A 25,790-nucleotide genomic window follows, 5' to 3' on the forward strand; every position below is an offset into this window, starting at 1 on the left:
GGCCGGTGCAGGATTTCTTCGCGGCAATAGGCCTGGTCCTCGTCATTGAGGGCCTGGTCTATGGCGGCTTTCCCGGTTTCGCCAGGAAACTGGCGGGCGAGGTGCTGTCATTGCCGGACAATGCATTGCGGATTGCCGGGCTGGTGCGATTGGCGCCGGCGTCGGTATCGTCTGGCTGATCCGCGGCGGCTAGGGGGTGTGCAAAAACGCGGGATTTACACTCTGCCAATAGCCATAGCCGCAAACGTGCCCTATTTCTTGCCATCATGGCGCGACACGGCGTTTCCGTCGAAGCGCTTTTCTCTTTCAGAAGTGCCGGGAGGCTTCTCGATGACATCCAACACCCTTTTGCGCGCGGCTCGACGCACGTTCGTCGCTGGCGCGGCAGCGCTTCTTCTGGGCACCGTGGCCGTTCCGGCCTTCGTGACGCCGACAATGGCCGCCGACGGGCCTGCTTCGGTGGCCGACCTGGCGCAAGGCCTGCTCGGCGCGGTGGTCAACATCTCGACGTCGCAGACGGTGAAGGGCACGGAAGGTCCGGGCGCGGTGCCGATGCCGCAGCTTCCCGAAGGCTCGCCGTTCCAGGATTTCTTCGACGATTTCTTCAAGAACCGCGGCGGCGACAAGGACAATGGCTCGCAGAAAGTGCAGTCGCTCGGCTCCGGTTTCGTCATCGACGCCGAGCAGGGCATCGTCGTCACCAACAACCATGTCATCGCCGATGCCGACGATATCGAGGTCAATTTCTCCGATGGAGTCACGCTGAAGGCGACGCTGGTCGGCACCGACACCAAGACCGATGTCGCGGTGCTCAAGGTCGATCCGAAGGGCCACAAGCTGACGGCGGTGAAGTTCGGCGATTCCACCAAGATGCGCGTCGGCGACTGGGTGATGGCGATCGGCAATCCGTTCGGCCTCGGCGGCACGGTCACGGTCGGCATCGTCTCGGCGCGTAACCGCGACATCAATTCAGGCCCCTATGACGATTTCATCCAGACCGATGCCGCGATCAACCGCGGCAATTCGGGCGGGCCGCTGTTCAACAGCGCCGGCGAGGTCATCGGCATCAACACGGCGATCATTTCGCCGTCCGGCGGCTCGATCGGCATCGGCTTCTCCATCCCCTCGCAGCTCGCATCGGGCGTTGTCGAGCAACTGCGCCAATATGGCGAAACGCGGCGCGGCTGGCTTGGCGTGCGCATCCAGCCGGTGACCGACGACATTGCCGAGAGCCTCGGCATGGCGACCGCCAAGGGTGCGCTGGTCGCCGGCGTCATCAAGGGTGGACCGGTCGACAACGGCACCATCCAGGCCGGCGACGTGATCATCAAGTTCGACGGTAAGGACATCCATGAAATGCGCGACCTGCCGCGTGTGGTCGCGGAGAGCCCGGTCGGCAAGGCGGTCGACGTGCTGATCGTGCGCAAGGGTGTCGAGCAAACGGTGAAGGTAACACTTGGCCGGCTCGAGGACAGCGAGAAGCTCGCCAGCGGCGAAAACGGCAACACCGACCAGGACAAAGGCGACAAGGCGCCGGCGGTTTCGACGGCCTCGGTGCTCGGCATGACCGTCGGCGAATTGAACGACGATACGCGCAAGAAGTTCAGCATCGCCGCCGATGTTTCGGGCGTCGTCATCACCGATGTCGCCAAGGACTCGGCCGCGGCTGAACGCGGCATCCAGCCGGGCGAGGTGATCACCGAAATTGCACAGGAATCGGTTGCCACGCCCAAGGATGTGATGGACCGGATCGGCGCGCTGAAGGAGCAGGGACGCAAGAACGCACTGTTGATGCTGGCGTCCAAGACCGGTGAGCTGAGGTTTGTGACGATCCGGATGGACTGAGGATCGCTAACGATGGTCATATTGTAACATCCCATGGGATGTACTATTTTGACTTGTGAGGCGGATCGTACTGGACACAAACGTTTTGACGGCAGGCTTGCGAAGCAGGAATGGCGCGTCTTTCGCCATCCTGCAGCTGATTGCGGATCGGCAAATTCGCCCATTAGTGACGACAGCGCTGTTTCTTGAATATGAAACCGTGCTGGCCAGACCCGAGCAGGTGGCGGCTCACGGGTTGTCCGCGCCGGATCTGGGCCGTTTGCTGGCCGGCTTTGCATTGCTGGCTGAGCCGGTCGAGCTGCACTTTCTCTGGCGGCCGCAATTGAACGATCCGAAGGATGAGATGGTGCTTGAAGCAGCGATCAACGGCCGGGCCGATGCGTTGGTGACTCACAATCGCCGGGACTTCCTAGCTGCGGCAGGCCGTTTTGATGTACTGCTTGTGAGCCCGGCCGAGTTCTTGGAAGGACTTCGTACATGAGCAAAGCGACTTATCCGCTGAAACTGCCACAGTCGGTTAAGGAAGCAGCCGCGCGCCTCGCGAAGGCCGATGGCGTGTCGCTCAATCAATGGATTGCGTCGGCTGTGGCGCAAAAGGTCGGGGCAATGGAAGCGGCAGCTGACTTCCTGCGTCGTCGTGCCGGCGACGCGTCACCGGGCGATTTCGCGAAAATGCTGGGGCGGGTCGCAGACAGATCGCCACAGTCCGGCGACGAATTTCCACCTGACAGGCATTGATCAGCGACGATTCTTCCGCCAATCCGCGCTCGTCAGCCTGTAGAACACATGCCTCTTCAGCTCCGGGTGGCTGTCGGGAATGCCGGGGTGGTCGAAGTTGGCCGAGGGATCGGCGGTCATGCCGAGGCGCTTCATGACGGCAGTGGAGCGGCGGTTGTTCTCGACCGCGAAGGAGACGATCTCGCCAAGGCCGAGTTTTTCGAAGCCGTAGGCCAGCCATGCCTCGGCAGCTTCCGTGACATAACCCTTGCTCCAGAATTCGGGCGCCAGCCGCCAGCCGACCTCAACGGTGCCGGCGGGAAGGAACGGCAGATGGTCGGTCCCGGTGATACCGACAAAGCCGATGCATTGACCTGATGCGGCGACCTCGGCGGCGGCAAAGCCATAGCCGTCCCGATCGATGATGGCCCGCAGTTCGTCCATCTTGGCGTCTGCTGCGGCGCGGCCGCGACGGAAGGGGAAGAACTCCATCACGCGTTCATCGGAATTGATGCGATGGAACAGCTCCCGGTCGCGATCCTCCCAGTTGCGCAGGATCAGGCGCTCGGTGCGCATTGGTTTCATTGGACGAACTCTTCCTGCCCGTAGCCTTGCAGATAGAGCAATGCGGTCAGGTCGCCATGGTCGATGCGAACCTTTGCCTGTGCAGCCACCATCGGTTTGGCATGCAGCGCAACACCGGTGCCGGCAAGGCGGATCATGTCGAGATCGTTGGCCCCGTCGCCGACAGCAATGGCATCGGCCGGGGTGAGGCCGAGACGCGCCGTGATCTCGATCAGCGCCTCGGCCTTGGCGGCGCGGCCGAGGATCGGCTCGCCGACCAACCCGGCAAAGAGGCCATCCTGTTCGAGCAGGCGGTTGGCGCGGTTTTCATGGAAGCCGAGCATGGCGGCGATGCGTGAGGTGAAGACCTCGAAGCCGCCCGAGACTAGCGCGGTCCAGGCGCCGTTGGCCCGCATCGTCTGCACCAGCGCGCGACCGCCGGAGGCCAATGTCAACCGGTTGGCAACGATCAGATCGACCACGGCCGCATCGAGCCCCTTGAGCAACGCCACGCGCTCGCGCAGGGCGGGCTCGAAGGCGACCTCGCCATTCATCGATCGTGCGGTGATCGCCGCGATGTGCTCCTTGACGCCGATCTCGTCGGCTAGCTCGTCGATGCATTCCTGGTCGATCATGGTCGAATCCATGTCGGCGATGAGGATCTTCTTGCGGCGCGTTGCCGACTGCTGGACGATCACGTCGATCGGCTCGGCGGCCAGCGCCGCGCGCAGATTGGCGGCCGCCTCGTCGGCTTGTGCATTCGCTGGCAGTGCGAGATCGCAGGCAATGTCTTCGGCCATCCAGCGAACAGTGCTTGCGCCCACCGACCGTGAGGCCATATTCGCAAGCGATGGCGACAAGGCACGATCGGCGGGATGGGAAACAAGCGTGGCGATAAGCGGCATCGATAATTCCGGTGCGGATGCGGGCGAAGGCCGCGTGAAGAATGCGATCCTGATAGCCGGGCCGACCGCCAGCGGCAAGTCGGCGCTGGCGCTCGACCTGGCCGAACGTATAGGCGGCGTGATCGTCAACACCGATTCCATGCAAGCCTATTCGGTTCTCGACGTGTTGACTGCCCGGCCGGAGGCGGCGGACCTCGCTCGGGCACCGCATTATCTCTATGGGCATGTCCATCCCGGCACCGCCTACTCGACCGGGGCGTGGCTGCGCGACGTGACGAGGCTGATCGAAGACGGCGCGCTCTCGCGGCGACCGATCTTCGTCGGCGGCACCGGCCTTTACTTTCGCGCCTTGGCCGAGGGCATTTCGGAAATGCCCGACATTCCGCGGCAGGTACGCGACCGTTGGCGCTACGAGTTGAAGGAGCAAGGCGCCGTCAAACTGCATGGCATCCTGATGCGCGAGGATTCCAGAGCAGCCATGCAGTTGAAGCCCACGGACAGCCAGCGCATCGTGCGGGCGCTCGAAGTGCTCGACGCATCCGGCCGCTCGATCCTGGACTGGCAGGCCGCGCGGGGCCGGCCGCTCATCGACAGACAGACGGCCCGCTTCTTCGTCATCGAGCCGGACCGGGCCGCGCTGGTCGGACGCATCGAAAGGCGTTTCGACCAGATGCTGGCCAAGGGCGCACTGGACGAAGTCAGGCAACTCGCATCGCTTCGTCTCGATCCGCAATTGCCGGCGATGAAGGCGATCGGCGTTCGCGAACTGCAAGCGGCGATGGCCGGACAATCGGGTTTTCCCGAGGCGATTGAGCGCGCCAAGATCGCAACCAGGCAATATGCCAAGCGGCAGACGACCTGGTTTCGGCACCAGCTAGGACCGGAATGGCAAAGATTGCATCCTGGTGACGATATCGAAACCACGATCCAAACGCTTGTTGCTAATGCAACCTAGAAAGCCTTTCCTTCACGGAAAGGTTCTCGTTGTGGTTGTCCAAATTAACCCTCCGTAAGGCCCGCCATGCCATAAGGTCGATGGGCATTTTTCCATCGGGGAGCAGATGCGTTTCCACAAGGCGGAATCGGCGTTTTTCGTCTTTATCTTCGTGATCCTGGCCGCCGGCCTGGTGACGCTGCATGCCTATGGACTGCTGCAATCCTTTGCCACCGAACTGCACACGGCCTCCGGCCTGGACAAGGTCATCTACCTCAACAAGCTGCTTTTCGCGACGGGCGTGCTGCTCGCGACCGCGCTGTTCTTCGGCATCTTCTTCATCTACCCGCTGATCCGCAGGCAGGCGACGGAGGAAGGCAAGCTGCGGGCCATGACCGTGTCACTGAGCGCCCGCTCCGAGACGTTCGAACATGCGGCGCTGACAGATAGCCTGACCGGCATGCAGAACCGGCGCTATTTCGACGACGCGCTGAAGGAATATCTCGAGGAGTTCAAGCGCATCGAGAAACCCGTCGGGCTGATGATCCTCGACCTTGATCATTTCAAGCAGGTCAACGATACACATGGCCACGACGTTGGCGACGAGGTACTCAAGGCCGTCGCCAGCTGTCTCAAGGACATGACGCGCTACCATGACGTGGTGGCGCGATTGGGTGGCGAGGAATTCGCCGTGGTCACGCCCAACATGGAGGCGGAATTGTTGTCGAAATTCGCCGAGCGTATCCGCAAGGCGATCGCCAACATGTCGGTTCTTTCGGGCAATGTCCGGCTCAAGATCACCACCAGCGTCGGCCTTGCCGTCTGGGACCGCAAGGAGACGGCGGAAGAATTCTATCGCCGCGCCGACCGCCAGCTCTACGAGGCCAAGAGGCAAGGCCGCAACCGCGTCTGCGCCTGAAATCCCGAAGAAGAATTCACGAGGCCGGTTGCCTGACGCGGCTTTTTCGACTTCCGGTGCTCACGGACTGAATGTCCGCTCCGCTCCGGCTTCTCGAAACCACGCCATTCAATCCGGCCTGATGAATTCCCTTTCGGGATTTGACCAAGCTGGTTCGATGATGTGAAGCCCTTGGAAGCTTGTGTGCGGCTTCCCGGCCGGTCGTCAGAGAGCTTGCAGGCTCAATCGTTCTGGGGGCGCATGCCGAAGGTGGCGGGCTTTAGGCCGTAGCGCATGTCGAAATCATCGTCCGATTGCACGCGTGCGGCCGGCGGCTTGCGGTAGTCGGGATCGCCGGCCTGGCGGCCAGAATCGACCACTTCGGCAAAGGCCATCGCCTGCTGCTGCGGCTTTGGAACGTTGCGAAGCCGTTCCACGATCGTCACCAGATCGACATCGTCGCCGGTTTTCGACGACATGGCTTGTTCGCGCTTGGCCGTGCCGGGGATCAGTTCAGCCGGCAGTCTCTCGAACTTCAGCCGCATCGTCGTGGCCACGCCTTCGCCGAAGGCGATCGCTTCGCGCTGGCCCATGGACGACAGGAAAGCAAGCGTGGAGGCGGACGAGTCGGCGATGGCCGAGCGGATGATCGCCTGGTCGTGCTCATTGGCGAGCCGCATGGCGAAGAAGGTCGAGCACTGCGACAGGATGGTCGGGTCGAGTTCGCCCGGGCGCTGTGTGACGACGCCGAGATAGCAGCCATACTTGCGGCCTTCCTTGGCAATGCGCGACAGCGCGTGCCTTGTCGGCGCGAAGCCGAGGCGCGCATCGGCCGGCATGTAGCGATGCGCTTCTTCGCACAGCAATAGGAGCTGCAGCTTGCCCTCGCTCCACAGTGCAAGGTCGAACGCCAGGCGCGCCAGCACCGAACAGACGGAATTGACCACTTCGGACGGCATGCCGGCCATTTCGAAACAGGTCACAGGGCGGCCGTTATGCGGCACGCGGAAGATGTTGCCGATCGTCTCGTGGATGGTGTCCTCGATCAGGCGCGAGTTGAACATGAAACGGTAGCGCGGATCGGCTGCCGCCGATTCGATGCGCGTCTTCAGCGATTTGAGCGTCGGGCGCTCGTTCTTGCTTTCGAGCATGCCCATGCGCTCGTCAATCTGCTTGAGCAGATCGGCAATGCGGTAGGGCACTGGCGTATCGGCGGTCAGCGCATCGCTGCCGCGCCTGAGATAGGCACCGGAATTGGGGTTGCGATAGAGGTTTTTGGCGAGCGGAATGAGGTCGCGCAGCGCATCGATCTCGTCGGGCACGGTCTCGCGGCCGCGAAATAGAACCTCGGCGAATTCCTCGAGCCGGAACATCCAGAACGGAAGGTCGAGCGTCTTGGAATCGACCTTGACGCAATATTCGGGCAGCGACGCGGCGAATTCATTGTGCGGATCGAGGATCAGGATGCGCAGATCCGGCCGCGCCGCGATCGATTTGCGCAGCAGCAGCGAGACGGCGGTGGACTTGCCGACGCCGGTGGTGCCGACAATGGCAAAGTGGCGCGCCAGCGTGTCGTCGATGGCGATGTTGGCGGCGATCGCCTCGTCCTGCGACAGCGAGCCGATGGTGATCGAATGACGCCCGGCCAGATCGTAGACGGCCTGCAGGTCACGGCTGCGGATGCGGTGCGCGATGGCGCCTATATGGGGATAGGTGGTGATGCCGCGGTCGAAGATCGGCTTGGAGCCGGGTTCGGCGCCGTCGCGCACTTCGCCGATCAGCTCGATGCTGACCTCGATGGCGTTCTGGCCTTCGCTGTTCCAGGCGCGATCCGACTTGCCGATCGCATAGACCAGGCCGACGGTGCGTGTCGTGCCGAGATTGACCGAGATCATCTTGCCGACCGTCCACAGGCCGGTCACCGCGCCGTCGACGTCGTCCGCAAAGGCGCTGATGGTGGCGCGGGCGCCGTCGCATTGCACGACATTGCCCAGGATGCGCCTGTCGTTCTGTTCGGCGTTGCGGCGCTCCTGCGATGTCGGTTCTCCGACCGAGGCTTCGCGTTCGACATACATGGACAGGCCAATCCCCATTTTCCCTCACGTCGAAGCCTACAGGAACGGGGTTAAGGTCGAGTGTGGCCGGATGGTGTAGGGAGGATTAAGAAGCCGGCGAAAATTGTCGCGACAAGGCTCTTTTCCAGTTATCAGTTTTCGCTATAATAGACGAATGGATGATATAGCGAACGACATCTCCTCGACAATCGGCAGGCGGATACACGCCGAGAGGACGATACGGGACTGGTCCCTGGCCGAACTCGCCGAGCGCTCCGGCGTCTCCAAAGCCATGCTGAGCACGATCGAGCGTGGCATGACCAGCCCGACGGCAGCGCTCCTGGTGCGGATCGCCGCCGCCTTCGGCATGACGCTGTCGACCCTTATCGCACGCGCGGAATTGCAGGGTGGCGGCTTGCTGCGGGCGAGCGACCAGCCCGTCTGGCGCGATCCCGATACCGGCTATGTCAGGCGGCATCTTTCGCCGGCCGGCGACATGCCGCTCGAACTGATCAGGGTTCATCTGCCGGCGGGCGCCAAGGTCAGTTTGCCCGCGGCGTCCTACGCCTTCATCAAACAGCAGATATGGCTGATCTCCGGACGGCTGGAATTCATCGAGGGCGATCTGGTGCACAGGCTCGAGCCCGGCGACTGTCTGGCGCTCGGCGCGCCGTCGGACTGCACCTTCCATGCGCTCGAGGCGGGCGCCGACTATCTCGTCGCGCTGGTCAGGGCCTGACATCATGCCGAGACGTCCAAAGCGCTCCCACAATGGGGGACCGCCGCTCGACGACTACAAGGGGCCGCCATGGGGCAAGGGCGATCCTTATATTTTCCTGGCCTGGCAGGCCGCGCATGCCAAGGCGTTGAAAGCACCGAGCCGCGACGTCATGCTGATGCGCGTGGACAAGGCGGAACGGCTGGGACTTACCTATGAGGAATACACGCTCGAACTCCTCGAACGCGGACGCCACCTTCAGGAAGAGGACACCGAACGCATCGCCGCGATCAAGGCGGCGCGCAAGGGAAAGCGATTCAGCGCTTTCGATTGACGCCAGTTCGACCGTATCGATCCTTCCATCTCAGCCAAGCAGAACGAGCATGCATTCCATCGAGATCAGAATGTTGACGCAGGACGCGCGGACACAGGCGTTGCTTGGCGATCTTCTGGTCGAAACGGTTGCCGCGGGCGGGTCGGTGAGCTTCATGCATCCGCTGGCGCCGGAAACCGCCCGCAGGTTCTGGGACACGTCGCTGACGGCGGCCGCAAGAGGTGAGCGGGTGGTGCTTGGCGCGTGGGAGGCAGACACGCTGGTCGGCACGGTCACGCTGCTGCTCGACTGTCCGCCCAACCAGCCGCACCGGGCCGAGATCGCCAAGCTGATGACGCGCCTCGATCGTCGAGGCAAAGGCGTGGCGACCCGCCTGATGCAAGCGGCCGAGGCCCTTGCGGTGGAGAGGGGCCGCACGCTTCTGGTTCTGGATACGGCGACCGAAGAGGGGGCGTCCGGGCTCTATGAGAGGCTGGGCTTCACGCTGACCGGGGAAATACCGGACTATGCATTGAAGCCCCATGGCGGGCTGACCGGCACGCTCATCTACTGGAAGCGCATCGGCCGGTGAACGTCATGTCGGAGATGGCTCGCCGAGGCGCGACAGCAGCCATTGGCGGAAATCCTGCTCGGCACCGGTCAGTCGCGCGATCGGTGCCTTGGTCAGAAAATGCCCCGATGTGCTCGGGAGCTCGAAATCGGAAAGCCTGGCCAGGGCCTTGCTTTCGAGTGCCGCGTCAATCAGCGGCCGCGAGCCCAGAAGCACGCCCGCGCCGGCTCGCGCAGCCTCCATCGCAGCCACGAAGCTGTCGAAGCGATGCGAGCGCCTGGGGTGACCGGCCAATCCCGCCGCGGCGAACCATTCCGCCCACATCTCGCGCGCACCAGCGACCAGGAGCAGCGGCAGGGATATCCAGTCGGCGGCACCGGCCAAGGCCGGGGCGGCCACCGGCACAAGCCGCTCGGCGGTCAGCCTGTCGGCTATGCGTCCGGGAAAGGATCCGTTGCCGAAACGGATGTCCAGCGCTGAACCCGGCAGGTCATAGTCGGTCGGGCGATGGATCGTCACCAGGTGGAGGTGGATGCGCGGCAGCGCCTTGGCAAGGTCGGGCAGCTTCGGAACGAGCACCAGCAAAGAGAAGGAGATCGGCGCCCGCAAGGTAACGGTCTCGACGGCGCGGGGCTCGAACAGTTCCGCCGTGCTGCTGCCGATGGTGGCGAAGGCTGATTGGATGTGGGGCAAGTAGGCGGCACCCTCCGGCAACAGTGCGACGCCCCGCGCCAGCCGTGAGAACAGACGCGTCTTCAGCCGCTCCTCAAGCAACCGGATATGCTGACTGACGGCCGCCTGGGTCAGGCCGAGCTCGGCGGCCGCCGCCGTAAAATTCGAAAGCCGCGCCGCTGCCTCGAAGCTGCGCAGCCAGTCGAGTGGGGGCAAGGTGGGGATGGTTCTCGCAGGCATTATGGTTTTGCAGCCATTGACCGAAAAATGATAATTTCAATTATACCTTTCGCTCGGTCAACATGCAATCGAGGCCCCGCTGAGCGGACTGCGGGGCGCAACGGACAGGAACATCTCCATGTTGACCGATGCGCTGATAGGCGACGCAGGAAGAATGATCGAGCTGGGCTGGAAGGACGGGACACGCTGCCGATTCCACGCCATGTGGCTTCGCGACAACGCACTCGACGACAAGACACGCAGCGCCGGCAACGGCCAGCGACTGATCACCATCCTCGATATTCCAGCCGAGACGCGGATCGGTGCCGCTTCGATCAAGGGCAATGCCGTGGAGATCAGATTCGTGCCCGAGAAGAAGACGGTCAGCTTTCCCGAGGCGTGGCTTCGAGCCAATGCCTATGATCGCGCCGAGGCCCGTCAGTCCGGATGGACCGCCGACGCGGTGCAGCGCTGGACAAGGGCGACGATGCAGAATTCGGTGCCGCGCGCCGGCTATCCGGCGGCAGGCCGCAGCCGCGGTGTACTGCGGGAATGGCTCTCGGCGGTGAGGACATATGGTTTTGCAGTGATGGACGGACTGCCGGCCGAACCAGGCGCTCTGTGCAAGGTCTCCGACCTGTTCGGCTACATCAGGGAGACCAATTACGGGCGCTGGTTCGAAGTGCGCGCCGAGGTCAATCCGAACAATCTGGCCTACACCAATCTCGGCCTCCAGGCGCATACCGACAACCCCTATCGGGATCCGGTGCCGACGCTGCAGATCCTGTCCTGTATCGAGAACACGGTGGAGGGTGGTGAGTCGAGCGTCGTCGACGGGTTCGCCGTGGCGGCCGCCTTGCAGGCCGAGAACCCCGAAGGCTTCCGACTCCTGAGTTCGCATCCGGCGCGTTTCGGATATGCCGGCTCGTCCGGCGTGCGGCTGCAGGCGAAGCGGCCTATGATCGAACTCGGGCCGGACGGCGAACTGATCTGCATCCGCTTCAACAACCGCTCGCTGGCGCCGACCGTCGACGTGCCTTTCGCCGAGATGGAGGCCTACTACGCCGCCTATCGCCGCTTTGCGGAGTTGATCGAGGATCCGGCCTTCGAAGTGACGTTCAAGCTCGAGCCGGGACAGGCCTTCATCGTCGACAACACCCGCGTCATGCATGCGCGCAAGGCGTTTTCGGGAACCGGGAAACGCTGGCTGCAGGGCTGTTATGCCGACAAGGACGGCCTGCTGTCGACGTTGGCGGCGATCGAGCACGGTTTCAAGGAGGCGGCGGAATGAACGCACATGATCTGAACGCCGGCAACATCGTCGAATTCATCGCCGATATCTTCGAGCGCCGGGGAGCCGAATCCTATCTCGGCGAGCCGGTGACGATGTCCGAGCATATGCTGCAGGGCGCCTGGCTCGCAGAGCAGGATGGTGCGCCGGAAGAACTGGTGGCAGCAGCCCTGCTGCACGATATCGGCCACTACACCAGCGAGTTCGGTACCTATTCGCCCGATGACGTCGAGGACAAGCACCATGACGAGGCCGGCGGCGAGGTGCTGGCGCCGTTCTTCCCGCCGGTCATCGTCGAATGCGTCAGGCTGCATGTCTCGGCCAAGCGCTATCTCTGCGCCACCGACCCGACCTATTTCGACAAGCTGTCGCCGGCTTCGGTTCATACGCTGTCGTTGCAGGGCGGGCCGATGAGCCCGGACGAGGTGGCCGGGTTCCGCAAGAACCCGTTTCACGAAGAGGCGGTGCGCGTCCGCATCTGGGACGAGGGCGGCAAGGTCGCCGACATGAGGACGCGCACGTTTCGCGACTATGTGCCGTTGCTAGAACGCGTGGTGGCGCGGTTCGCGGCCGACCAGGCGGCGTAGCCGATCGCACTGATCAGGAAAGGGAGGCGCGGTCCAAAACCGCGCCTCCCTCGGTTTTTCACCACGATCTGGCTTATCCCTTGTGGTGAACCTGCTGCAGCCCATAGACGGGCGTCGCAATGCCTTCCTGCCTGGCCTTCAACTGCAGCGACAGGAACTGCGAATAATGGCGCGACTGGTGCAGGTTACCGCCATGGAACCAGAGCGCCTCCTGCTGCGTCGGCTTCCACATGTTGCGCTGCTCACCTTCCCATGGGCCGGGATCCTTGGTGGTGTTCGAGCCGAGCCCCCAGCATTTGCCGACCTTGTCGGCAACCTCCTTTGAGATCAGCTCCGCCGCCCAGCCATTCATCGAGCCGTAGCCGGTGGCGTAGACGATGACGTCCGCCGGCAGTTCGGTGCCATCGCTGAGCAGGACGGAATGTTCTTTGATCTCGGCCACATCGACGCCGCTCTTGAGCTTGATGGCGCCATCGATGATCAGCTGCGAAGCGCCGATATCGATGTAGTAGCCGGAGCCACGCCTGAGATATTTCATGAACAGGCCGGAGCCGTCGTCGCCCCAGTCGAGCATGAACCCCGCCTTTTCCAGGCCCTTGTAGAACGCCGCGTCGCGCTCCTTCATCTTCTCATAAAGCGGAATCTGGAACTCGTGCAGGATCTTGTAGGGCAGGGAGGCGAAGATGAGGTCGGCCTTGGCGGTGGTCATACCGTTCTGCACCGCCTGCTCCGAGTAGAGCGCGCCAAGCCCGATATCCATCAGCGTGTCGGATCTGACGATGTGGGTGGTCGATCGCTGCACCATGGTGACGTCGACGCCGGCTTCCCACAGTGCTGCGCAAATGTCGTGCGCGGAATTGTTCGAGCCGATGACGACAACCTTCTTGCCGGCATATTGGTCGGGGCCGGGGTGCTTGGAGGAGTGGTGCTGATCGCCCTTGAAATTCTCCATGCCCTTGAACTTCGGCAGATTGGGACGGCCGGACATGCCGGTGGCCAACACCAGCTGCTTCGGCTTCAGCGTGATGTCCTTGCCGTCGCGGTGGACGACAACTGTCCATTCCTTCTTCTCCTCGTCGTAGGAAGCGCTCTTGGCCTCGGTTGAGGACCAGTAATTCAGCTCCATCACCTTGGTGTACATTTCCAGCCAGTCGCCGATCTTGTCCTTGGGCGAGAAAACCGGCCAGTTCCGGGGAAAATCGATGTAGGGCAAATGGTCATACCAGACCGGGTCGTGCAGGCAGAGCGACTTGTAGCGCTTGCGCCAACTGTCGCCGGCACGTTCATTCTTCTCGATGATGATCGTCGGCACGCCGAGCTGGCGGAGCCGCGCGCCAAGCGCGATGCCGCCCTGGCCGCCGCCGATGATGACCGTATAGGGCTGCGTCTTGAAGCCAAGCTCGGCCGCTTCCTTTTCGCGCTCTTCCTTCCAGGTCGGGCGGTTCTTGCCGGAGCCGTGCTTGGCGCCCATCGGCCGGGCGAAGCCGGCCGGCTCTTCATGCCCTTTCAGCTCGACCATCGTGGTCAGCAGCGTCCAGATCTTGCCGTCCTTCAACCTGATATGGCCGAAGCCGCGCGCCACATCCGTCTCGAAGCTGATCCAGCCGTCGATCACCCCGTTCGCCTCGGTCGCGTCCTCGCCCCTGGCGATGGCGAAATGTGATGGCTTCGTCTTCGACAGCTGGCTTTCCAGCATGTCACGCACCTGATCGCGGCCTTCCATGGTCTTAATATTCCAGGTGAAGGTGACGAGGTCGCGCCAATAACAATCTTCCTGGAAGCATTCGACCGCCTTGTCGACGTCGCCGGCGGCAAGGGCCGCGCCAAATCGTTCGAGAAGGTCGGAAAGCTTCCTGTTCGGGGCCTTGTCGAGCATCAGTTTCCTCCGCGTTTTTGTTGATCGGCCTCGTTGCGAGCTGCCTTTGCCGAGCTTGGGGTCCGGCCTCGGGCAGTATCGCGGCAAACCATGGGCCGCGTCACGTCGCCAAATAGTTCGCTTTGTTTTCAAGGGTTTGACCAGCGACCCGACGTCGAGCCGGGTCTAAATGACGGCGTGCGCGTGCTTCGTGCCATGCACCGGGCAAGCCGGCATGAAAGCGGAATCGACCCCATTGACGAACGGCTGCTTTCACCCTTATGGTTCGCCACCATGAAAAAGGCACTCATTCTCGTAGGAAGGCGCGTGGGCAAGGCGGTGTAACCGCCGGGCGAAAACCTCCCATGCGCAACACACAGGCTCCCTCGGGGGCCTTTTTTATTGCCTTAAACACGACTAAACGACCAGCAAATCGCCAGATGGCGGACAGTACGGGACCAAACCGATGAGCAACGGACAGAGCGAGCGGCGCGAAATGACTGGCGCCGAAATGGTGGTGCAGGCGCTGAAGGACAATGGCGTCAAGCATGTCTTCGGTTATCCGGGCGGCGCGGTTCTCCCGATCTATGACGAGATATTCCAGCAGGACGACGTCGAGCACATCCTGGTGAGGCACGAGCAGGGCGCCGGCCACGCGGCCGAGGGCTATGCGCGCTCGACCGGCAGGGCAGGCGTCATGCTGGTGACATCGGGTCCGGGCGCGACCAACGCGGTGACGCCTTTGCAGGACGCGCTGATGGATTCGATCCCGCTGGTGTGCCTGACCGGGCAGGTGCCGACCTCGCTGATCGGTTCGGACGCTTTCCAGGAGTGCGACACGGTCGGCATCACGCGCCCCTGCACCAAGCACAATTGGCTGGTGAAGGACGTCAACGAACTTGCCGCAACCATCCATGAGGCCTTCCATGTCGCCACCACCGGCCGTCCCGGTCCTGTCGTGGTCGACATCCCGAAGGACGTGCAGTTCGCCAAGGGTTTTTACGTTTCTCCGCAAACCGCGCCGCGCACCAGCTATCAGCCGAAGGTGCAGGGCGACCTGGAGAAGGTCAAGGCGGCGGTCGAACTGCTGGCCGGTGCCAGGAAGCCGATCATCTACAGCGGCGGCGGCGTCATCAACTCCGGTCCGGAAGCGAGCCATCTGCTGCGCGAACTGGTCGACCTCACCGGTTTCCCGATCACCTCGACGTTGATGGGGCTCGGCGCCTATCCGGCATCGGGCAAGAACTGGCTCGGCATGCTCGGCATGCACGGCACCTACGAAGCCAACATGGCCATGCATGATTGCGACGTGATGATCTGCATCGGTGCGCGCTTCGACGACCGCATCACCGGCCGGCTCAACGCGTTCTCGCCGAACTCGAAGAAGATCCATATCGACATCGATCCGTCCTCGATCAACAAAAACGTCCACACCGACGTGCCCATTATCGGCGATGTCGGCCGGGTTCTGGAGGATCTCGTGCGGCTGTGGCGGGCAACCGCCAAGGCCGACAAGAAGGCGCTCTATCCCTGGTGGGAGCAGATCGCCAAATGGCGTGCGCGCGATTCGCTCGCCTACAAGATGAACAACGACGTGATCATGCCGCAATATGCCATCCAGCGGCTCTATGCCCTGACCAAGGACATGGACACCTACATCACGACGGAGGTCGGCCAGCACCAGATGTGGGCGGCGCAGCACTACCATTTCGAGAAGCCGAACCGCTGGATGACGTCCGGGGGGCTCGGCACGATGGGTTACGGCCTGCCGGCGGCACTCGGCGTGCAGATCGCGCATCCGAACGCGCTGGTCGTCGATATCGCCGGCGACGCTTCGGTGCAGATGACGATGCAAGAGATGAGTGCCGCGGTGCAGTTCGACGCGCCGATCAAAATCTTCATTCTCAACAACCAGTATATGGGCATGGTGCGGCAGTGGCAGCAGCTGCTGCACGGCAACCGGCTGTCGCATTCCTACACCGAAGCCATGCCTGATTTCGTCAAGCTGGCCGAAGCCTATGGCGGCCACGGTATTCGCTGCGACAAGCCGGACGAGCTGGACGATGCCATCAAGGAGATGATCTCGGTCAGGAAGCCGGTGCTGTTCGACTGCCGCGTGGCGACGCTCGCCAACTGCTTCCCGATGATCCCGTCGGGCAAGGCGCACAATGAGATGCTCTTGCCGGACGAGGCGACGGACGAAGCGGTGGCCAACGCCATCGACGCCAAGGGCAGGGAACTGGTTTAGCAGCGGACAGAGGCAGGGCTGTCGCGAGAAGCCGTGCGTAAACAGAGATTAGATCCAAGAGTTTGAAGTCGAGATTCACATCATGAACGCACAGCTACAACCGACCGGCTCCGCCTATTTCATCGCCAAGGAAACGGAAAAGCCCGAGAACCACACGCTTTCAGTGCTGGTCGACAACGAGCCGGGCGTGCTTGCCCGGGTCATCGGCCTGTTTTCCGGGCGCGGCTACAACATCGAGAGCCTGACGGTCTCGGAAACCGAGCATGAGAAACATCTGTCGCGCATCACCATCGTGACGCGCGGCACGCCGCATGTGCTGGAGCAGATCAAGCACCAGCTCGAGCGCATCGTGCCGGTCCACCGCGTCGTCGACCTCACCGTGCGCTCGCAGGAGTTCGGCCAGGAGCGGCCGCTGGAGCGGGAACTGGCGCTGGTCAAGGTCGCCGGCACCGGCGAAGCCCGCGTCGAGGCGCTGCGGCTGGCTGACGCCTTCCGCGCCAGCGTCATCGACGCCAACACCGAGCATTTCATCTTCGAGATCACCGGCAAGGGCTCCAAGCTCGACCAGTTCATCGCCATCATGAAGCCACTCGGCCTGGTCGAAATCTGCCGCACCGGCGTGGCGGCGATGAACCGTGGCCCGCAGGGGATGTAGCACCGGTAAGTTTCTCCACAGCGCGACGACGGGATCGGCCACCGGCCGAGGGTGGCATTTGTGCGGTCGTTGGAAGAGACAATAATACTGGCTTATCTGGGAGGATATCATGTCGCTCGACGCATTCCTCGCCTTGCTTGTCTACGCCTTCGTGACCTCGATCACGCCCGGGCCTAACAATCTGATGCTGCTCGCCTCAGGTGTGAATTTCGGCCTGGTGAGGAGCGTGCCGCATATGTTCGGCATCAGCATCGGGTTTCTTGTCTTGCTGCTGGCGGTCGGCCTTGGTCTTGGCGCCGTGCTGACGGCGTTCCCGGCGCTGCACACCGCGCTCAAGATCGCCGGCGCCGCCTATCTGCTCTACCTTGCCTGGAAAATCGCCATGTCACGCTCGCTCAGCGGCAAAGGCGAGACGAAGGCGCGGCCGATGCGTTTCATCGAGGCGGCGGCGTTCCAGTGGGTCAATGCCAAGGCCTGGGTGATGGCGATCACCGCCATGGCCGTCTACTCCAATCCGGAGCATCCGTTCCTGTCGGTGGCGCTGATCTCGGTGGCCTTCACCATCGTCAACCTGCCGAGCGTTTCAGTGTGGGCGGGATTCGGCACGGCGCTGCGCGGTTTCCTGTCCGATCCAGTGCGGCTGAAATGGTTCAACATCGCCATGGGCGTGTTGCTGGCCGTGACGCTTTGGCCGATGCTGCGGTGAGTTGTCCAGGGTCGCGATCCGCCTTTTGCACGCGATCATGGTGGCCAGCCCATCCATTGTGCAGTGCACATTAAATCTTCGTAATGCCGTGTTTTGGCCCTTTTCCGCCAAAGCCCTGTCCTATCTATTCAGCGAAATCGCGGCAGGGCGTCGTGATTTGAGCTAGAATACGACCACCTGGCTATGGCGTGTCGGACGGAGAGGGTCTTTTGTCGATGCGTGGAAAAGTCATTCTTTCATTGCTTGCGGTCGCCTGCGCAGGCGCGGCCTGGCTCTATCTGTCTCCCGATGCGCTGAGCAGGGCCCGGCAGATCATCGGTGTAAATCAGGTCGCGTCGGACAAGCCGGCGTCGGATAGCCAGGATCCGCAGGCAGGGGGCAAGCAGGCGGCTGGCGGCACTGGCGCCCGTTCGGCCTCGATCATCTCGGCCACGGCAACGACGGCCGATTTCCCGGTCCGGCGCTACGCCATCGGCTTCGTCTCCTCTCCCGCCGTGGTCAGCATCAACGCGCGCGTGTCCAGCCAGATCGTGTCGATCGACGTCAAGGACGGGCAGATGGTGAAAACCGGCGATCTCCTGTTTTCGCTGGATGACCGTGCCTTGAAGGCGCAACTCGCCAAGGATCAGGCGACGCTCGCCAAGGATCAGGCGCTGCTTGCCAGTTCGAATTCCGATCTTCAGCGCGCCAAGGATCTTGTCGCCAAGCAGGCCGGTACGCAGCAGACCTACGACCAGGCCGTTGCCGCGCAGAAGGCGGCGGCAGCGACTGTCGATGCCGACAAGGCGACAATCGATGCAGACAATGTCCAGCTTGGCTTTGCCAGGATCACCGCGCCGATTTCCGGCAGGCTTGGCGCGGTCAACGTTGCCGTGGGCGATCTCGTGACCACGAGCAATGGCAGCAGCAGCACCTCGACCCCGCTCGTCACCATCACCCAGATGGATCCGCTGCAGGTGAACTTCAACCTGCCCGAAAGCAACCTTGCGCTGCTGCACAAGGCACTGGCAAAGCCACAGCAAGGGGCAGTGACCCTGACCCAGGACGGCGACCCGACACCCATTGGCAAGGGCACGCTCGATTTCGTCGATTCCAGCGTCGATACCGCTTCCGGCACCATCGCAACGCGAGCCAGCATACCCAACGCCGATCTGTCGCTGTGGCCGGGCCAATATGTGAATGTCGTGCTCGACGCCGGCATCATGCCGCAGATGACGTCCGTCCCCACGGTCGCGGTGCAGCCCAGCCAGAAGGGGCCGTTCGTCTATGTGGTCAAGCCTGACAACACAGTCGAAATGCGGCCGGTGCAAGTGGCGCTGACCGTGGGTCAGAGCGCCGCCATCAGCGATGGCCTGAAAAGCGGCGAGAAGGTTGTTATCGAAGGCCAGACGCGACTGAAGAACGGGGCTGCCGTGCACGAAGGCAACGCATCCGCCGGATCCGGCGACCAGGCAGCACCCAAGATCGCGCAAGCGGACAAGGCCGGCGAGGCGGCCCAATGATCTCCGAGTTCTGCATTCGCAGGCCTGTCGCCACCCTCCTGATGTCGTTCGCCCTCGTTCTGGGCGGGCTGTTCGCCTACAAGTTCCTCCCGGTGGCCGCGCTGCCCAGTGCCGAATTCCCTGTCGTCAACGTCTCGGCTCAGCTACCCGGAGCCTCGCCGGAAACGATGGCAACGTCGGTGGCGACGCCGCTGATCAAGCAATTCGCCACCATTGCCGGAATCGATTCGATCTCGACCACCAACTCGCTCGGCCAGACCTCGATCGCCATCCAGTTCGTGCTCAACCGCGACATCGATGCCGCGGCCGCGGACGTGCAGGCAGCGATCGCGCGCACGCAAAGATCGCTGCCGCCGCAGATGACCTCGCCGCCGAGCTATCGCAAGGTCAATCCGGCCGACGCGCCGATCCTTTTGATGTCGCTGGTCAGCGATACGGTTCCGCTGACCGATCTCGATGCTTTCGCCGAAAACGTCATCTCGCCGTCGCTGTCGACCATCGACGGCGTGGCGCAGGTCTCCATCTTCGGCCAGCAGAAATATGCAGTCCGCATCCAGATCGACCCGACCGCGCTTGCCGCGCGCGGCATTTCGATCGACCAGCTGCAGGCGGCGATCGCATCCGCCAACTCCAACACCCCGCTGGGTGTTCTGAAGAACAACAAACAGCAGTTGACGATCACGGCCAATACGCAGCTGACCGACGCCGCCGGATTCTCCAACCTCATCATCGCCACCAAGAACGGTCATCCGGTGCGGCTGGGCGAGGTGACACGCGTCGTCGATTCGGTGCAGACCACGACGACTGCAAGCTGGTATGACGGCACGCGCGCGATCATCATGGCGGTGCAGCGCCAGCCCGACGCCAACACTGTCGATGTCGTCGACAAGGTCAAGGCGATGCTGCCGTCCTTCCAGGACCAGATGCCGGCCGCCGCCCAGATCAAGCTGCTCAACGACCGTTCGACCTCGATCCGCCAGGCCGTGGATGACGTGCAGTTCACGCTGCTGTTGACCATCGCGCTGGTGGTCATGGTGATCTTCGTGTTCCTGCGCCGCGTTACGGCGACCATCATCCCGGCCGTGGCGGTGCCGATCTCGTTGATCGCCACGCTCGGCGCGATGTTCCTGTTCGGCTTTTCCATCGACAACATCTCGCTGATGGGCCTGACGCTTGCGGTCGGCCTCGTCGTCGACGACGCCATCGTGATGCTGGAAAACATCTTCCGTCACATGGAGGAGGACGGATTGTCGGCTTTCGATGCGTCGCTGAAGGGCGCGCGCGAAATCGGCTTCACCATCATCTCGATTTCGATCTCGCTGGTGGCCGTGTTCATCCCGGTGCTTCTGATGGGCGGCGTCATCGGGCGCATCTTCAACGAGTTCGCCGTCGTGGTGACGGTCGCCATCCTGGCGTCGATGTTCGTGTCGCTGACGCTGACGCCGATGCTGTGCTCGCGGCTGCTGTCGGTGACCAAGGCCGACCGCGAGGCGCATGGCGATGGCCACAGGCGCGATTTCATCACCCGCGGCTACGACCGGATCCTGAGCTTCTGTCTGCGGCACACTTTCCTGGTGTTCCTGGTCTTCATAGGCACCGCGGCGGCGTCGGTGTGGCTGATCGAGGTCTCGCCGAAGGGCTTTTTCCCGCAGGAGGATATCGGCCAGATATCGGTGACGACCATTGCGCGCCAGGACATCTCGTTCGACGCCATGGCAAAGCTGCAGGGGCAGGTGGCCAGCGTGTTCTCGCATTCGCCCTATGTCGACCATGTTGCGTGGTCGGCGGGCAGCGGCAACAATGCGCTCAACCAGGGGCAGCTTTTCGTCCAGCTCAAGGGCAAGGACCAGCGGCCCAATATCGAGAAGGTGCTTGCGGATCTGCGCAAGCAATTGGCCGGCGTCGCGGGCATCGAGACCTACATGCAGCCTGTGCAGAATCTGAGGCTGGGTTCGCGCTCGTCTGCCAGCGCCTACCAGCTCGTGGTTCAGGGCCTCGACACCGGCCAGACAGACATCTGGGCGCAGAAACTGAATGACGCGATGGCGGCCGATCATGCGACCTTCACCGACGTCACCAGCGATTTGCAGAACAATGCGCTGCAGGCGACGCTGGTGGTGGATCGCGACAAGGCGGCCCAGCTCGGCATCGACACCGACACGCTGCGCTCGGCGCTTTATGGCGGGTTCGGCACCGACCAGGTTTCGACGATCTTCGGCTCCGCCGACAGCTACGAAGTCATCACCGAGCTCGATCCCAAGATCGAGTGGTCCCCGGAGCGGATGCTGGCCATCCAGATGCGGACGGCGAGCGGCTCGCTGGTTCCGCTTGGCGCCTTCGCCCGGGTCGATCGCACGGCCGGCGCCTTGACGGTGAACCAGCTCGGCCAGCTTCCGGCCGTGACGATCTCCTATAATCTGCCGCAAGGCGTGGCGCTCGGCGACAGCGTGAGCCGCATCAACGCGCTCAAAGAGCAGATCGGCATGCCGGAGACGATCTCGACCAGCTTCGCCGGCACGGCCAAGACCTTCCAGGACTCGCTCGCCAACCAGGGCCTGCTGATCGGCGGCGCGATCCTCACCATCTATATCGTGCTTGGCATTCTCTATGAGAGCTTCATCCATCCGCTCACGATCCTCACAGGCTTGCCATCGGCTGTGCTGGGAGCGGTTGTCGCCTTGCGCTTCGCCGGCATGGACCTGTCCGTCATCGCGGTGATCGGCATCCTGATGCTGATCGGCATCGTCAAGAAGAACGGCATCATGATGGTCGACGTCGCGCTCGAATTGCGACGAGAAGGAATGTCGGCCACCGAGTCCATCCACAAGGCCTGCCTGATGCGGTTCCGGCCGATCATGATGACGACGCTGGCCGCCTTGATGGGCACGTTCCCGATCGCGCTCGGCACGGGCGCCAGCGCGGAGCTGCGCCAGCCGCTGGGCGTCGCCGTTGTCGGCGGTCTGCTCGCCTCGCAGGCGCTGACGCTGTTCGTCACACCGGTAATCTATGTCTACATGGAAAATTTCTCGGGCTGGCTGGTCGGGCTGATGCCGAAGCGCAAGCCCGAATTGCATCTGGTCGAAGCGGGGGATCAGCCTTCGCTGTTCGACGATGATGACGAAATCCGAGGCGAGCCGCAAAAGACGGCCGCGGAGTAGTGTATCCGCGTCGCGCCCACTGGCCCAAGTCGTCATGCTTGCGGCCGGCGGATCGCAGCCGTAGTTTGTGGCCATGTCCCACGATCATGACCACGACAACGAACTCGATCCGTTTGCCGCTCGCGTGCGCGCGCTGGAAACCATTCTCACCCGCAAGGGATTGATCGATCCGGCCGCGATCGATGTCATCGTCGATACCTACGAGACTAAGATCGGTCCTCGCAACGGCGCGAGGGTGGTGGCCAAGGCCTGGAGCGATCCCGCTTTTGCCGACTGGCTGAAGCGCGATGCTACGGCGGCGATCGGATCGCTGGGCTATACCGGCCGGCAAGGCGAGCACATGCAGGCGGTGTTCAACACCGAAGAGACTCACAATCTCGTCGTCTGCACGCTGTGCTCCTGCTATCCGTGGTCGGTGCTCGGCCTGCCGCCGGTCTGGTACAAGGCGCCGCCCTATCGCTCGCGCGCGGTCATCGATCCGCGCGGCGTGCTTGAGGAATTCGGGCTGACGCTGCCGGCCTCAACAAAGATACGCGTCTGGGATTCGACCGCGGAGTTACGCTATCTCGTCGTCCCGATGCGGCCTCAAGGAACCGAAGGCTGGAGCGAGGAGCGCTTGTCAGAATTGGTAAGCCGCGATGCGATGATCGGCACTGTGCTAGCCCAAAAACCGGAACAAACAGGGGGCCCGGCATGAACGGCCCGCAGGATCTCGGCGGACAGATGGGATTCGGACCGGTGGCGCCGGAACGGGACGAGCCGTATTTCCATGCCGACTGGGAGCGGCGGGCGCTCGGCGTGACGCTCACCGCCGGCGCAATGGGTGCCTGGAATATCGATGAGAGCCGGCATGCGCGGGAATCGCTGCATCCGGCCGACTATTATGCCTCCAGCTACTACCAGATCTGGATCGAGGCGCTGGAAACCCTGCTCAAGCGCCATGGTTTCGTCAGCGAGCGTGATCTCAAGGCAGGCGAGGCGATCGATCCGGCGGCGACGCCCAAAAGAGTGCTGAAGGCCGATGACGTTCCGGCCGTGCTGGCGAAGGGCGCTCCGTGCAACCGGCCGGTCGAAACGGCGCCGCGGTTCAGGGCCGGCGACCGCGTGCGGACCAGGAATTTCAATCCGGCCGGCCACACCAGACTGCCGCGCTACGCGCGCGGCAAGCATGGGAGGATCGAAGCGGTGCGCGACGGCTTTGTATTCCCCGACACCAACGCGCATGGGCAGGGCGAGAACCCGCAATGGGTCTATACGGTGGTTTTCGACGGGGCCGAGATCTGGGGCGACGGGGCCGATCCGACGCTGACCGTGTCCATCGATGCCTGGGAGAACTATCTTGAACCGGCCTGAGGCGAACGGGCCTGCCGGTCTGCCCGCCGGCCTCGATGCGCCCGTCTTCGCCGAGCCCTGGCAGGCCGAAGCCTTCGCGATGACGGTGGCGCTGCACGACAAGGGCCTGTTTTCGTGGAGCGAGTGGGCGCAGGCACTGTCGGCCGAAGTGAAGAAACCCGGCGCCGCGGCTGACGGCCATGACTATTACGAACATTGGTTGGCGGCGCTGGAAGCGCTGCTGGCGTCGAAAGGATTGGCCGCCAAGCCCGATGTCGATGCGATGGCACGGGCCTGGGAGCGCGCCGCGCACGCCACGCCGCACGGCAAGCCGATCCTGCTGGAGAACGATCCCCACGCCGTCGGGTGATCGCACGGACATGGCGCCCGTTCCCTTTACGTTCCCGTCCTCGCCTGATAGGCTGAAGCGTGTGGAGTTCGCCACCAGGCTGCGTCGATGATGGTGGCGGCCATCTTGTCTTTCCCTTGCGAATCCGGTCACACGATCAGATGGAATTTTCACCCCAACAGGACGAGGCGCTGCAAGCGGTTGCCCGCTGGCTCAAGGACGGCAAGCCGCAAGTGTTCCGGCTGTTCGGCTATGCCGGCACCGGCAAGACGACGCTGGCGCGCTATTTCGCCGAACATGTCGACGGGCAGGTGCAGTTCGCCGCCTTCACCGGCAAGGCGGCGCAGGTGCTGCGCTCGAAAGGCGCGGTTAACGCCCGCACCATCCATTCGCTGATCTACAGGCCGAAGGGCGAGGAATCGGTTGAAGACGAGGTGACCGGCAAGACGTCGATGTCGCCGACCTTTTCGCTCAACCGGCAGAGCCCGATCTCGCGTGCGAAACTGGTCATCATCGACGAATGCTCGATGGTCGACGAGCAGCTTGGCCGTGACCTCTTGAGCTTCGGTACGCCGATCCTGGTGCTGGGCGATCCCGGCCAGTTGCCGCCGATCTCGGGCGGCGGCTTCTTCACCGACCACGAGCCGGATTTCCTGCTCACCGAAATCCACCGGCAGGCGCGCGACAATCCGATCCTGCGGCTGGCGCTCGACGTGCGCGAGGGGCGCGAATTCATGCGCGGCGACTACGGCACTGCGCAGGTGATCGGCAAGGAAGACGTCAACCAGGACCTAGTGCTGAGGGCGGACCAGGTGCTGGTCGGCACCAACCGCACGCGCCGTCGCTACAACCAGCGCCTGCGCGAGCTCAAGGGGTTCAATGCCGACTATCCGCAGGCCGGCGACAAGCTGGTGTGCCTGCGCAACGACCCGGCCAAGGGCCTGCTCAACGGTTCGCTGTGGAAGGTGATGACCTCGTCGCGCGAGACGGTGAAACCTGGCATCAACCTCCTGGTGTCGCCCGAAGAGGATGATCCGGACCGCGGTGTCGCCAAGATCAAGCTGCTCAAGGCGGCGTTCGAGGATCCCGACGCCGATATCCCGTGGCAGCAGAAGAAGCGGTTCGACGATTTCGACTATGGCTATGCGCTGACCGTGCACAAGGCGCAGGGGTCGCAGTGGAACGAGATCGTGCTGTTCGACGAGAGCTGGGCGTTCAAGGAAACGCGCCAGCGCTGGCTTTACACCGCGATCACCCGGGCGGCCGAACGGCTGACGATCGTCAGGTAGCGGAGCCCAGCTGTCTGGCGCCGAGCCATTGCCAGGCATCGGCCTCGTCTTTGAAATGCCTGAGTTCGACCGGCGGCGGGGTAGGGAGGAAGTCTCGCGCCTGCGCCGTCCAGTCCGGCTCGCCGATCGCGGCACAACGACCGATATGTTCTGCGGCCTGCACCGCGCCCTGTCGCAGCGTCTCGTCCGATATGTCGTTCCAGTCGACACCGTCATGATCGATCACGCGCACCAGCACATCGATTCGCGGGTGAAGCGCGTAAGCCGCTTCGAGCAGGCCGAACAGGTTTTCCGCGTCGGCCGCCGAGACATGGCCGACGATATCGATGGCGAAGAGATCCTCACGGTCCGTATCGATGCGCCGGATTGCCGGCACGGCTTCGAGGAAATTCAAGGGATCGTATCCTT

At 63.0% G+C, this 25,790-nt stretch carries 25 protein-coding genes and 1 pseudogene; 20 read left to right on the forward strand and 6 right to left on the reverse strand.

Annotated features, from left to right (window positions below; genetic code table 11):
- Window positions 1–5: 5 nt before the first annotated feature.
- The 4 genes and pseudogenes from FJ949_RS09100 to FJ949_RS09115 all read left to right on the forward strand — a co-directional run bounded on the left by FJ949_RS09100 (window position 6) and on the right by FJ949_RS09115 (window position 2,583).
- Window positions 6–193 (forward strand): annotated as a pseudogene (locus FJ949_RS09100) (DUF2065 domain-containing protein).
- A gap of 137 nt (window positions 194–330) precedes the next feature.
- Window positions 331–1,845 (forward strand): DegQ family serine endoprotease, encoded by a 1,515-nt coding sequence (locus FJ949_RS09105; RefSeq protein ID WP_140495341.1) that lies wholly within the window; start codon window positions 331–333, stop codon window positions 1,843–1,845.
- Window positions 1,846–1,900: 55 nt separating this feature from the next.
- On the forward strand, window positions 1,901–2,326 hold the full coding sequence (locus FJ949_RS09110; protein ID WP_140495343.1) for a putative toxin-antitoxin system toxin component, PIN family: 426 nt from the start codon (window positions 1,901–1,903) through the stop codon (window positions 2,324–2,326).
- On the forward strand, window positions 2,323–2,583 hold the full coding sequence (locus tag FJ949_RS09115) for a toxin-antitoxin system HicB family antitoxin (protein WP_140495345.1): 261 nt from the start codon (window positions 2,323–2,325) through the stop codon (window positions 2,581–2,583). Before FJ949_RS09110 ends, FJ949_RS09115 begins: the two co-directional genes overlap by 4 nt.
- Here the strand turns inward: FJ949_RS09115 and FJ949_RS09120 are convergent, their stop codons facing one another.
- Entirely contained in the window at window positions 2,584–3,147 is a 564-nt protein-coding gene (locus tag FJ949_RS09120; RefSeq protein WP_140495347.1) for a GNAT family N-acetyltransferase, read from the reverse strand.
- Window positions 3,144–4,031 (reverse strand): phosphoserine phosphatase SerB, encoded by an 888-nt coding sequence (gene serB, locus FJ949_RS09125; protein WP_140495349.1) that lies wholly within the window; start codon window positions 4,029–4,031, stop codon window positions 3,144–3,146. The genes FJ949_RS09120 and serB overlap by 4 nt, the downstream gene beginning before the upstream one ends.
- Here serB and miaA point away from each other — a divergent pair.
- Window positions 4,021–4,986, forward strand: a complete 966-nt coding sequence (miaA, locus tag FJ949_RS09130; RefSeq protein ID WP_140495863.1) for a tRNA (adenosine(37)-N6)-dimethylallyltransferase MiaA — start codon at window positions 4,021–4,023, stop codon at window positions 4,984–4,986. The two genes, serB and miaA, sit on opposite strands and share 11 nt — an antisense overlap.
- 106 nt (window positions 4,987–5,092) lie before the next feature.
- Window positions 5,093–5,884: a GGDEF domain-containing protein gene (locus FJ949_RS09135; RefSeq protein ID WP_140495351.1), complete on the forward strand. Its 792-nt coding sequence runs from the start codon at window positions 5,093–5,095 to the stop codon at window positions 5,882–5,884.
- A 221-nt stretch (window positions 5,885–6,105) separates the two neighbouring features.
- On the opposite strand, the gene FJ949_RS09140 is transcribed toward FJ949_RS09135, so the two are convergent.
- The gene (locus FJ949_RS09140; protein ID WP_140495864.1) at window positions 6,106–7,938 is read right to left on the reverse strand and encodes an ATP-binding protein; all 1,833 of its coding nucleotides are present in this window, start codon (window positions 7,936–7,938) and stop codon (window positions 6,106–6,108) included.
- Between the two features lie 154 nt (window positions 7,939–8,092).
- Between FJ949_RS09140 and FJ949_RS09145 the strand changes: the two genes are divergently transcribed.
- From FJ949_RS09145 to FJ949_RS09155, 3 genes are read left to right on the forward strand one after another with little or no spacing between them, the layout of a single operon-like run.
- Complete coding sequence (locus FJ949_RS09145) at window positions 8,093–8,656, forward strand: XRE family transcriptional regulator (RefSeq protein ID WP_140495353.1); 564 nt, start codon at window positions 8,093–8,095, stop codon at window positions 8,654–8,656.
- A 4-nt stretch (window positions 8,657–8,660) separates the two neighbouring features.
- The gene (locus FJ949_RS09150; RefSeq protein WP_140495355.1) at window positions 8,661–8,969 is read left to right on the forward strand and encodes a hypothetical protein; all 309 of its coding nucleotides are present in this window, start codon (window positions 8,661–8,663) and stop codon (window positions 8,967–8,969) included.
- A gap of 49 nt (window positions 8,970–9,018) precedes the next feature.
- Window positions 9,019–9,540: a GNAT family N-acetyltransferase gene (locus FJ949_RS09155; RefSeq protein ID WP_140495357.1), complete on the forward strand. Its 522-nt coding sequence runs from the start codon at window positions 9,019–9,021 to the stop codon at window positions 9,538–9,540.
- A 3-nt stretch (window positions 9,541–9,543) separates the two neighbouring features.
- On the opposite strand, the gene FJ949_RS09160 is transcribed toward FJ949_RS09155, so the two are convergent.
- Window positions 9,544–10,431 carry a LysR family transcriptional regulator gene (locus tag FJ949_RS09160; protein ID WP_140495358.1) on the reverse strand — a complete coding sequence of 296 codons (888 nt, stop codon included), beginning with the start codon at window positions 10,429–10,431 and terminating at the stop codon, window positions 9,544–9,546.
- Window positions 10,432–10,549: 118 nt separating this feature from the next.
- On the opposite strand from FJ949_RS09160, the gene FJ949_RS09165 reads away from it, so the two are divergent.
- Both FJ949_RS09165 and FJ949_RS09170 read left to right on the forward strand, forming a co-directional pair.
- Window positions 10,550–11,701 carry a gamma-butyrobetaine dioxygenase gene (locus FJ949_RS09165; protein ID WP_140495360.1) on the forward strand — a complete coding sequence of 384 codons (1,152 nt, stop codon included), beginning with the start codon at window positions 10,550–10,552 and terminating at the stop codon, window positions 11,699–11,701.
- Window positions 11,698–12,288 carry an HD domain-containing protein gene (locus FJ949_RS09170; protein WP_140495362.1) on the forward strand — a complete coding sequence of 197 codons (591 nt, stop codon included), beginning with the start codon at window positions 11,698–11,700 and terminating at the stop codon, window positions 12,286–12,288. The genes FJ949_RS09165 and FJ949_RS09170 overlap by 4 nt, the downstream gene beginning before the upstream one ends.
- Window positions 12,289–12,361: 73 nt before the next feature.
- On the opposite strand, the gene FJ949_RS09175 is transcribed toward FJ949_RS09170, so the two are convergent.
- Window positions 12,362–14,164, reverse strand: a complete 1,803-nt coding sequence (locus tag FJ949_RS09175) for an NAD(P)/FAD-dependent oxidoreductase (protein WP_140495364.1) — start codon at window positions 14,162–14,164, stop codon at window positions 12,362–12,364.
- 445 nt (window positions 14,165–14,609) lie between these two features.
- Here FJ949_RS09175 and FJ949_RS09180 point away from each other — a divergent pair, with 445 nt between their 5' ends.
- From FJ949_RS09180 to FJ949_RS09220, 9 genes are all read left to right on the forward strand, one after another.
- Window positions 14,610–16,391, forward strand: a complete 1,782-nt coding sequence (locus FJ949_RS09180; protein WP_140495366.1) for an acetolactate synthase 3 large subunit — start codon at window positions 14,610–14,612, stop codon at window positions 16,389–16,391.
- 82 nt (window positions 16,392–16,473) lie between these two features.
- The gene (ilvN, locus tag FJ949_RS09185; protein WP_023676680.1) at window positions 16,474–17,046 is read left to right on the forward strand and encodes an acetolactate synthase small subunit; all 573 of its coding nucleotides are present in this window, start codon (window positions 16,474–16,476) and stop codon (window positions 17,044–17,046) included.
- A gap of 109 nt (window positions 17,047–17,155) precedes the next feature.
- Complete coding sequence (locus tag FJ949_RS09190) at window positions 17,156–17,752, forward strand: LysE family translocator (protein ID WP_140495368.1); 597 nt, start codon at window positions 17,156–17,158, stop codon at window positions 17,750–17,752.
- A gap of 215 nt (window positions 17,753–17,967) precedes the next feature.
- On the forward strand, window positions 17,968–19,254 hold the full coding sequence (locus FJ949_RS09195; RefSeq protein WP_140495370.1) for an efflux RND transporter periplasmic adaptor subunit: 1,287 nt from the start codon (window positions 17,968–17,970) through the stop codon (window positions 19,252–19,254).
- Window positions 19,251–22,412, forward strand: coding sequence for an efflux RND transporter permease subunit (locus FJ949_RS09200; protein WP_140495372.1), 3,162 nt, complete (start codon window positions 19,251–19,253; stop codon window positions 22,410–22,412). Before FJ949_RS09195 ends, FJ949_RS09200 begins: the two co-directional genes overlap by 4 nt.
- A gap of 73 nt (window positions 22,413–22,485) precedes the next feature.
- On the forward strand, window positions 22,486–23,109 hold the full coding sequence (nthA, locus tag FJ949_RS09205) for a nitrile hydratase subunit alpha (protein ID WP_140495374.1): 624 nt from the start codon (window positions 22,486–22,488) through the stop codon (window positions 23,107–23,109).
- Window positions 23,106–23,765 carry a nitrile hydratase subunit beta gene (gene nthB / locus FJ949_RS09210; protein ID WP_140495376.1) on the forward strand — a complete coding sequence of 220 codons (660 nt, stop codon included), beginning with the start codon at window positions 23,106–23,108 and terminating at the stop codon, window positions 23,763–23,765. Before nthA ends, nthB begins: the two co-directional genes overlap by 4 nt.
- The gene (locus FJ949_RS09215; protein WP_181172091.1) at window positions 23,752–24,114 is read left to right on the forward strand and encodes a nitrile hydratase accessory protein; all 363 of its coding nucleotides are present in this window, start codon (window positions 23,752–23,754) and stop codon (window positions 24,112–24,114) included. The genes nthB and FJ949_RS09215 overlap by 14 nt, the downstream gene beginning before the upstream one ends.
- Window positions 24,115–24,254: 140 nt before the next feature.
- Window positions 24,255–25,382: an ATP-dependent RecD-like DNA helicase gene (locus FJ949_RS09220; protein ID WP_140495378.1), complete on the forward strand. Its 1,128-nt coding sequence runs from the start codon at window positions 24,255–24,257 to the stop codon at window positions 25,380–25,382.
- Here the strand turns inward: FJ949_RS09220 and FJ949_RS09225 are convergent.
- Complete coding sequence (locus FJ949_RS09225; protein WP_140495866.1) at window positions 25,375–25,776, reverse strand: STAS/SEC14 domain-containing protein; 402 nt, start codon at window positions 25,774–25,776, stop codon at window positions 25,375–25,377. The two genes, FJ949_RS09220 and FJ949_RS09225, sit on opposite strands and share 8 nt — an antisense overlap.
- Window positions 25,777–25,790: the final 14 nt, after the last annotated feature.

Source organism: Mesorhizobium sp. B2-4-1, from assembly GCF_006442185.1.
GTDB lineage: Bacteria > Pseudomonadota > Alphaproteobacteria > Rhizobiales > Rhizobiaceae > Mesorhizobium.

Coding starts and splice junctions, on each gene's coding strand:
- FJ949_RS09195 (WP_140495370.1), top strand. CDS start 17,968: ATGCGTGGAAAAGTCATTCTTTCATTGCTTGCGGTCGCCTGCGCAGGC.
- nthA (WP_140495374.1), top strand. CDS start 22,486: ATGTCCCACGATCATGACCACGACAACGAACTCGATCCGTTTGCCGCT.
- FJ949_RS09155 (WP_140495357.1), top strand. CDS start 9,019: ATGCATTCCATCGAGATCAGAATGTTGACGCAGGACGCGCGGACACAG.
- FJ949_RS09170 (WP_140495362.1), top strand. CDS start 11,698: ATGAACGCACATGATCTGAACGCCGGCAACATCGTCGAATTCATCGCC.
- FJ949_RS09190 (WP_140495368.1), top strand. CDS start 17,156: ATGTCGCTCGACGCATTCCTCGCCTTGCTTGTCTACGCCTTCGTGACC.
- nthB (WP_140495376.1), top strand. CDS start 23,106: ATGAACGGCCCGCAGGATCTCGGCGGACAGATGGGATTCGGACCGGTG.
- FJ949_RS09150 (WP_140495355.1), top strand. CDS start 8,661: ATGCCGAGACGTCCAAAGCGCTCCCACAATGGGGGACCGCCGCTCGAC.
- FJ949_RS09105 (WP_140495341.1), top strand. CDS start 331: ATGACATCCAACACCCTTTTGCGCGCGGCTCGACGCACGTTCGTCGCT.
- FJ949_RS09180 (WP_140495366.1), top strand. CDS start 14,610: ATGAGCAACGGACAGAGCGAGCGGCGCGAAATGACTGGCGCCGAAATG.
- FJ949_RS09135 (WP_140495351.1), top strand. CDS start 5,093: ATGCGTTTCCACAAGGCGGAATCGGCGTTTTTCGTCTTTATCTTCGTG.
- FJ949_RS09145 (WP_140495353.1), top strand. CDS start 8,093: ATGGATGATATAGCGAACGACATCTCCTCGACAATCGGCAGGCGGATA.
- FJ949_RS09165 (WP_140495360.1), top strand. CDS start 10,550: ATGTTGACCGATGCGCTGATAGGCGACGCAGGAAGAATGATCGAGCTG.
- FJ949_RS09140 (WP_140495864.1), bottom strand. CDS start 7,938: ATGTATGTCGAACGCGAAGCCTCGGTCGGAGAACCGACATCGCAGGAG.
- serB (WP_140495349.1), bottom strand. CDS start 4,031: ATGCCGCTTATCGCCACGCTTGTTTCCCATCCCGCCGATCGTGCCTTG.
- FJ949_RS09120 (WP_140495347.1), bottom strand. CDS start 3,147: ATGAAACCAATGCGCACCGAGCGCCTGATCCTGCGCAACTGGGAGGAT.
- FJ949_RS09220 (WP_140495378.1), top strand. CDS start 24,255: ATGGAATTTTCACCCCAACAGGACGAGGCGCTGCAAGCGGTTGCCCGC.
- FJ949_RS09175 (WP_140495364.1), bottom strand. CDS start 14,164: ATGCTCGACAAGGCCCCGAACAGGAAGCTTTCCGACCTTCTCGAACGA.
- ilvN (WP_023676680.1), top strand. CDS start 16,474: ATGAACGCACAGCTACAACCGACCGGCTCCGCCTATTTCATCGCCAAG.
- FJ949_RS09160 (WP_140495358.1), bottom strand. CDS start 10,431: ATGCCTGCGAGAACCATCCCCACCTTGCCCCCACTCGACTGGCTGCGC.
- FJ949_RS09115 (WP_140495345.1), top strand. CDS start 2,323: ATGAGCAAAGCGACTTATCCGCTGAAACTGCCACAGTCGGTTAAGGAA.
- FJ949_RS09200 (WP_140495372.1), top strand. CDS start 19,251: ATGATCTCCGAGTTCTGCATTCGCAGGCCTGTCGCCACCCTCCTGATG.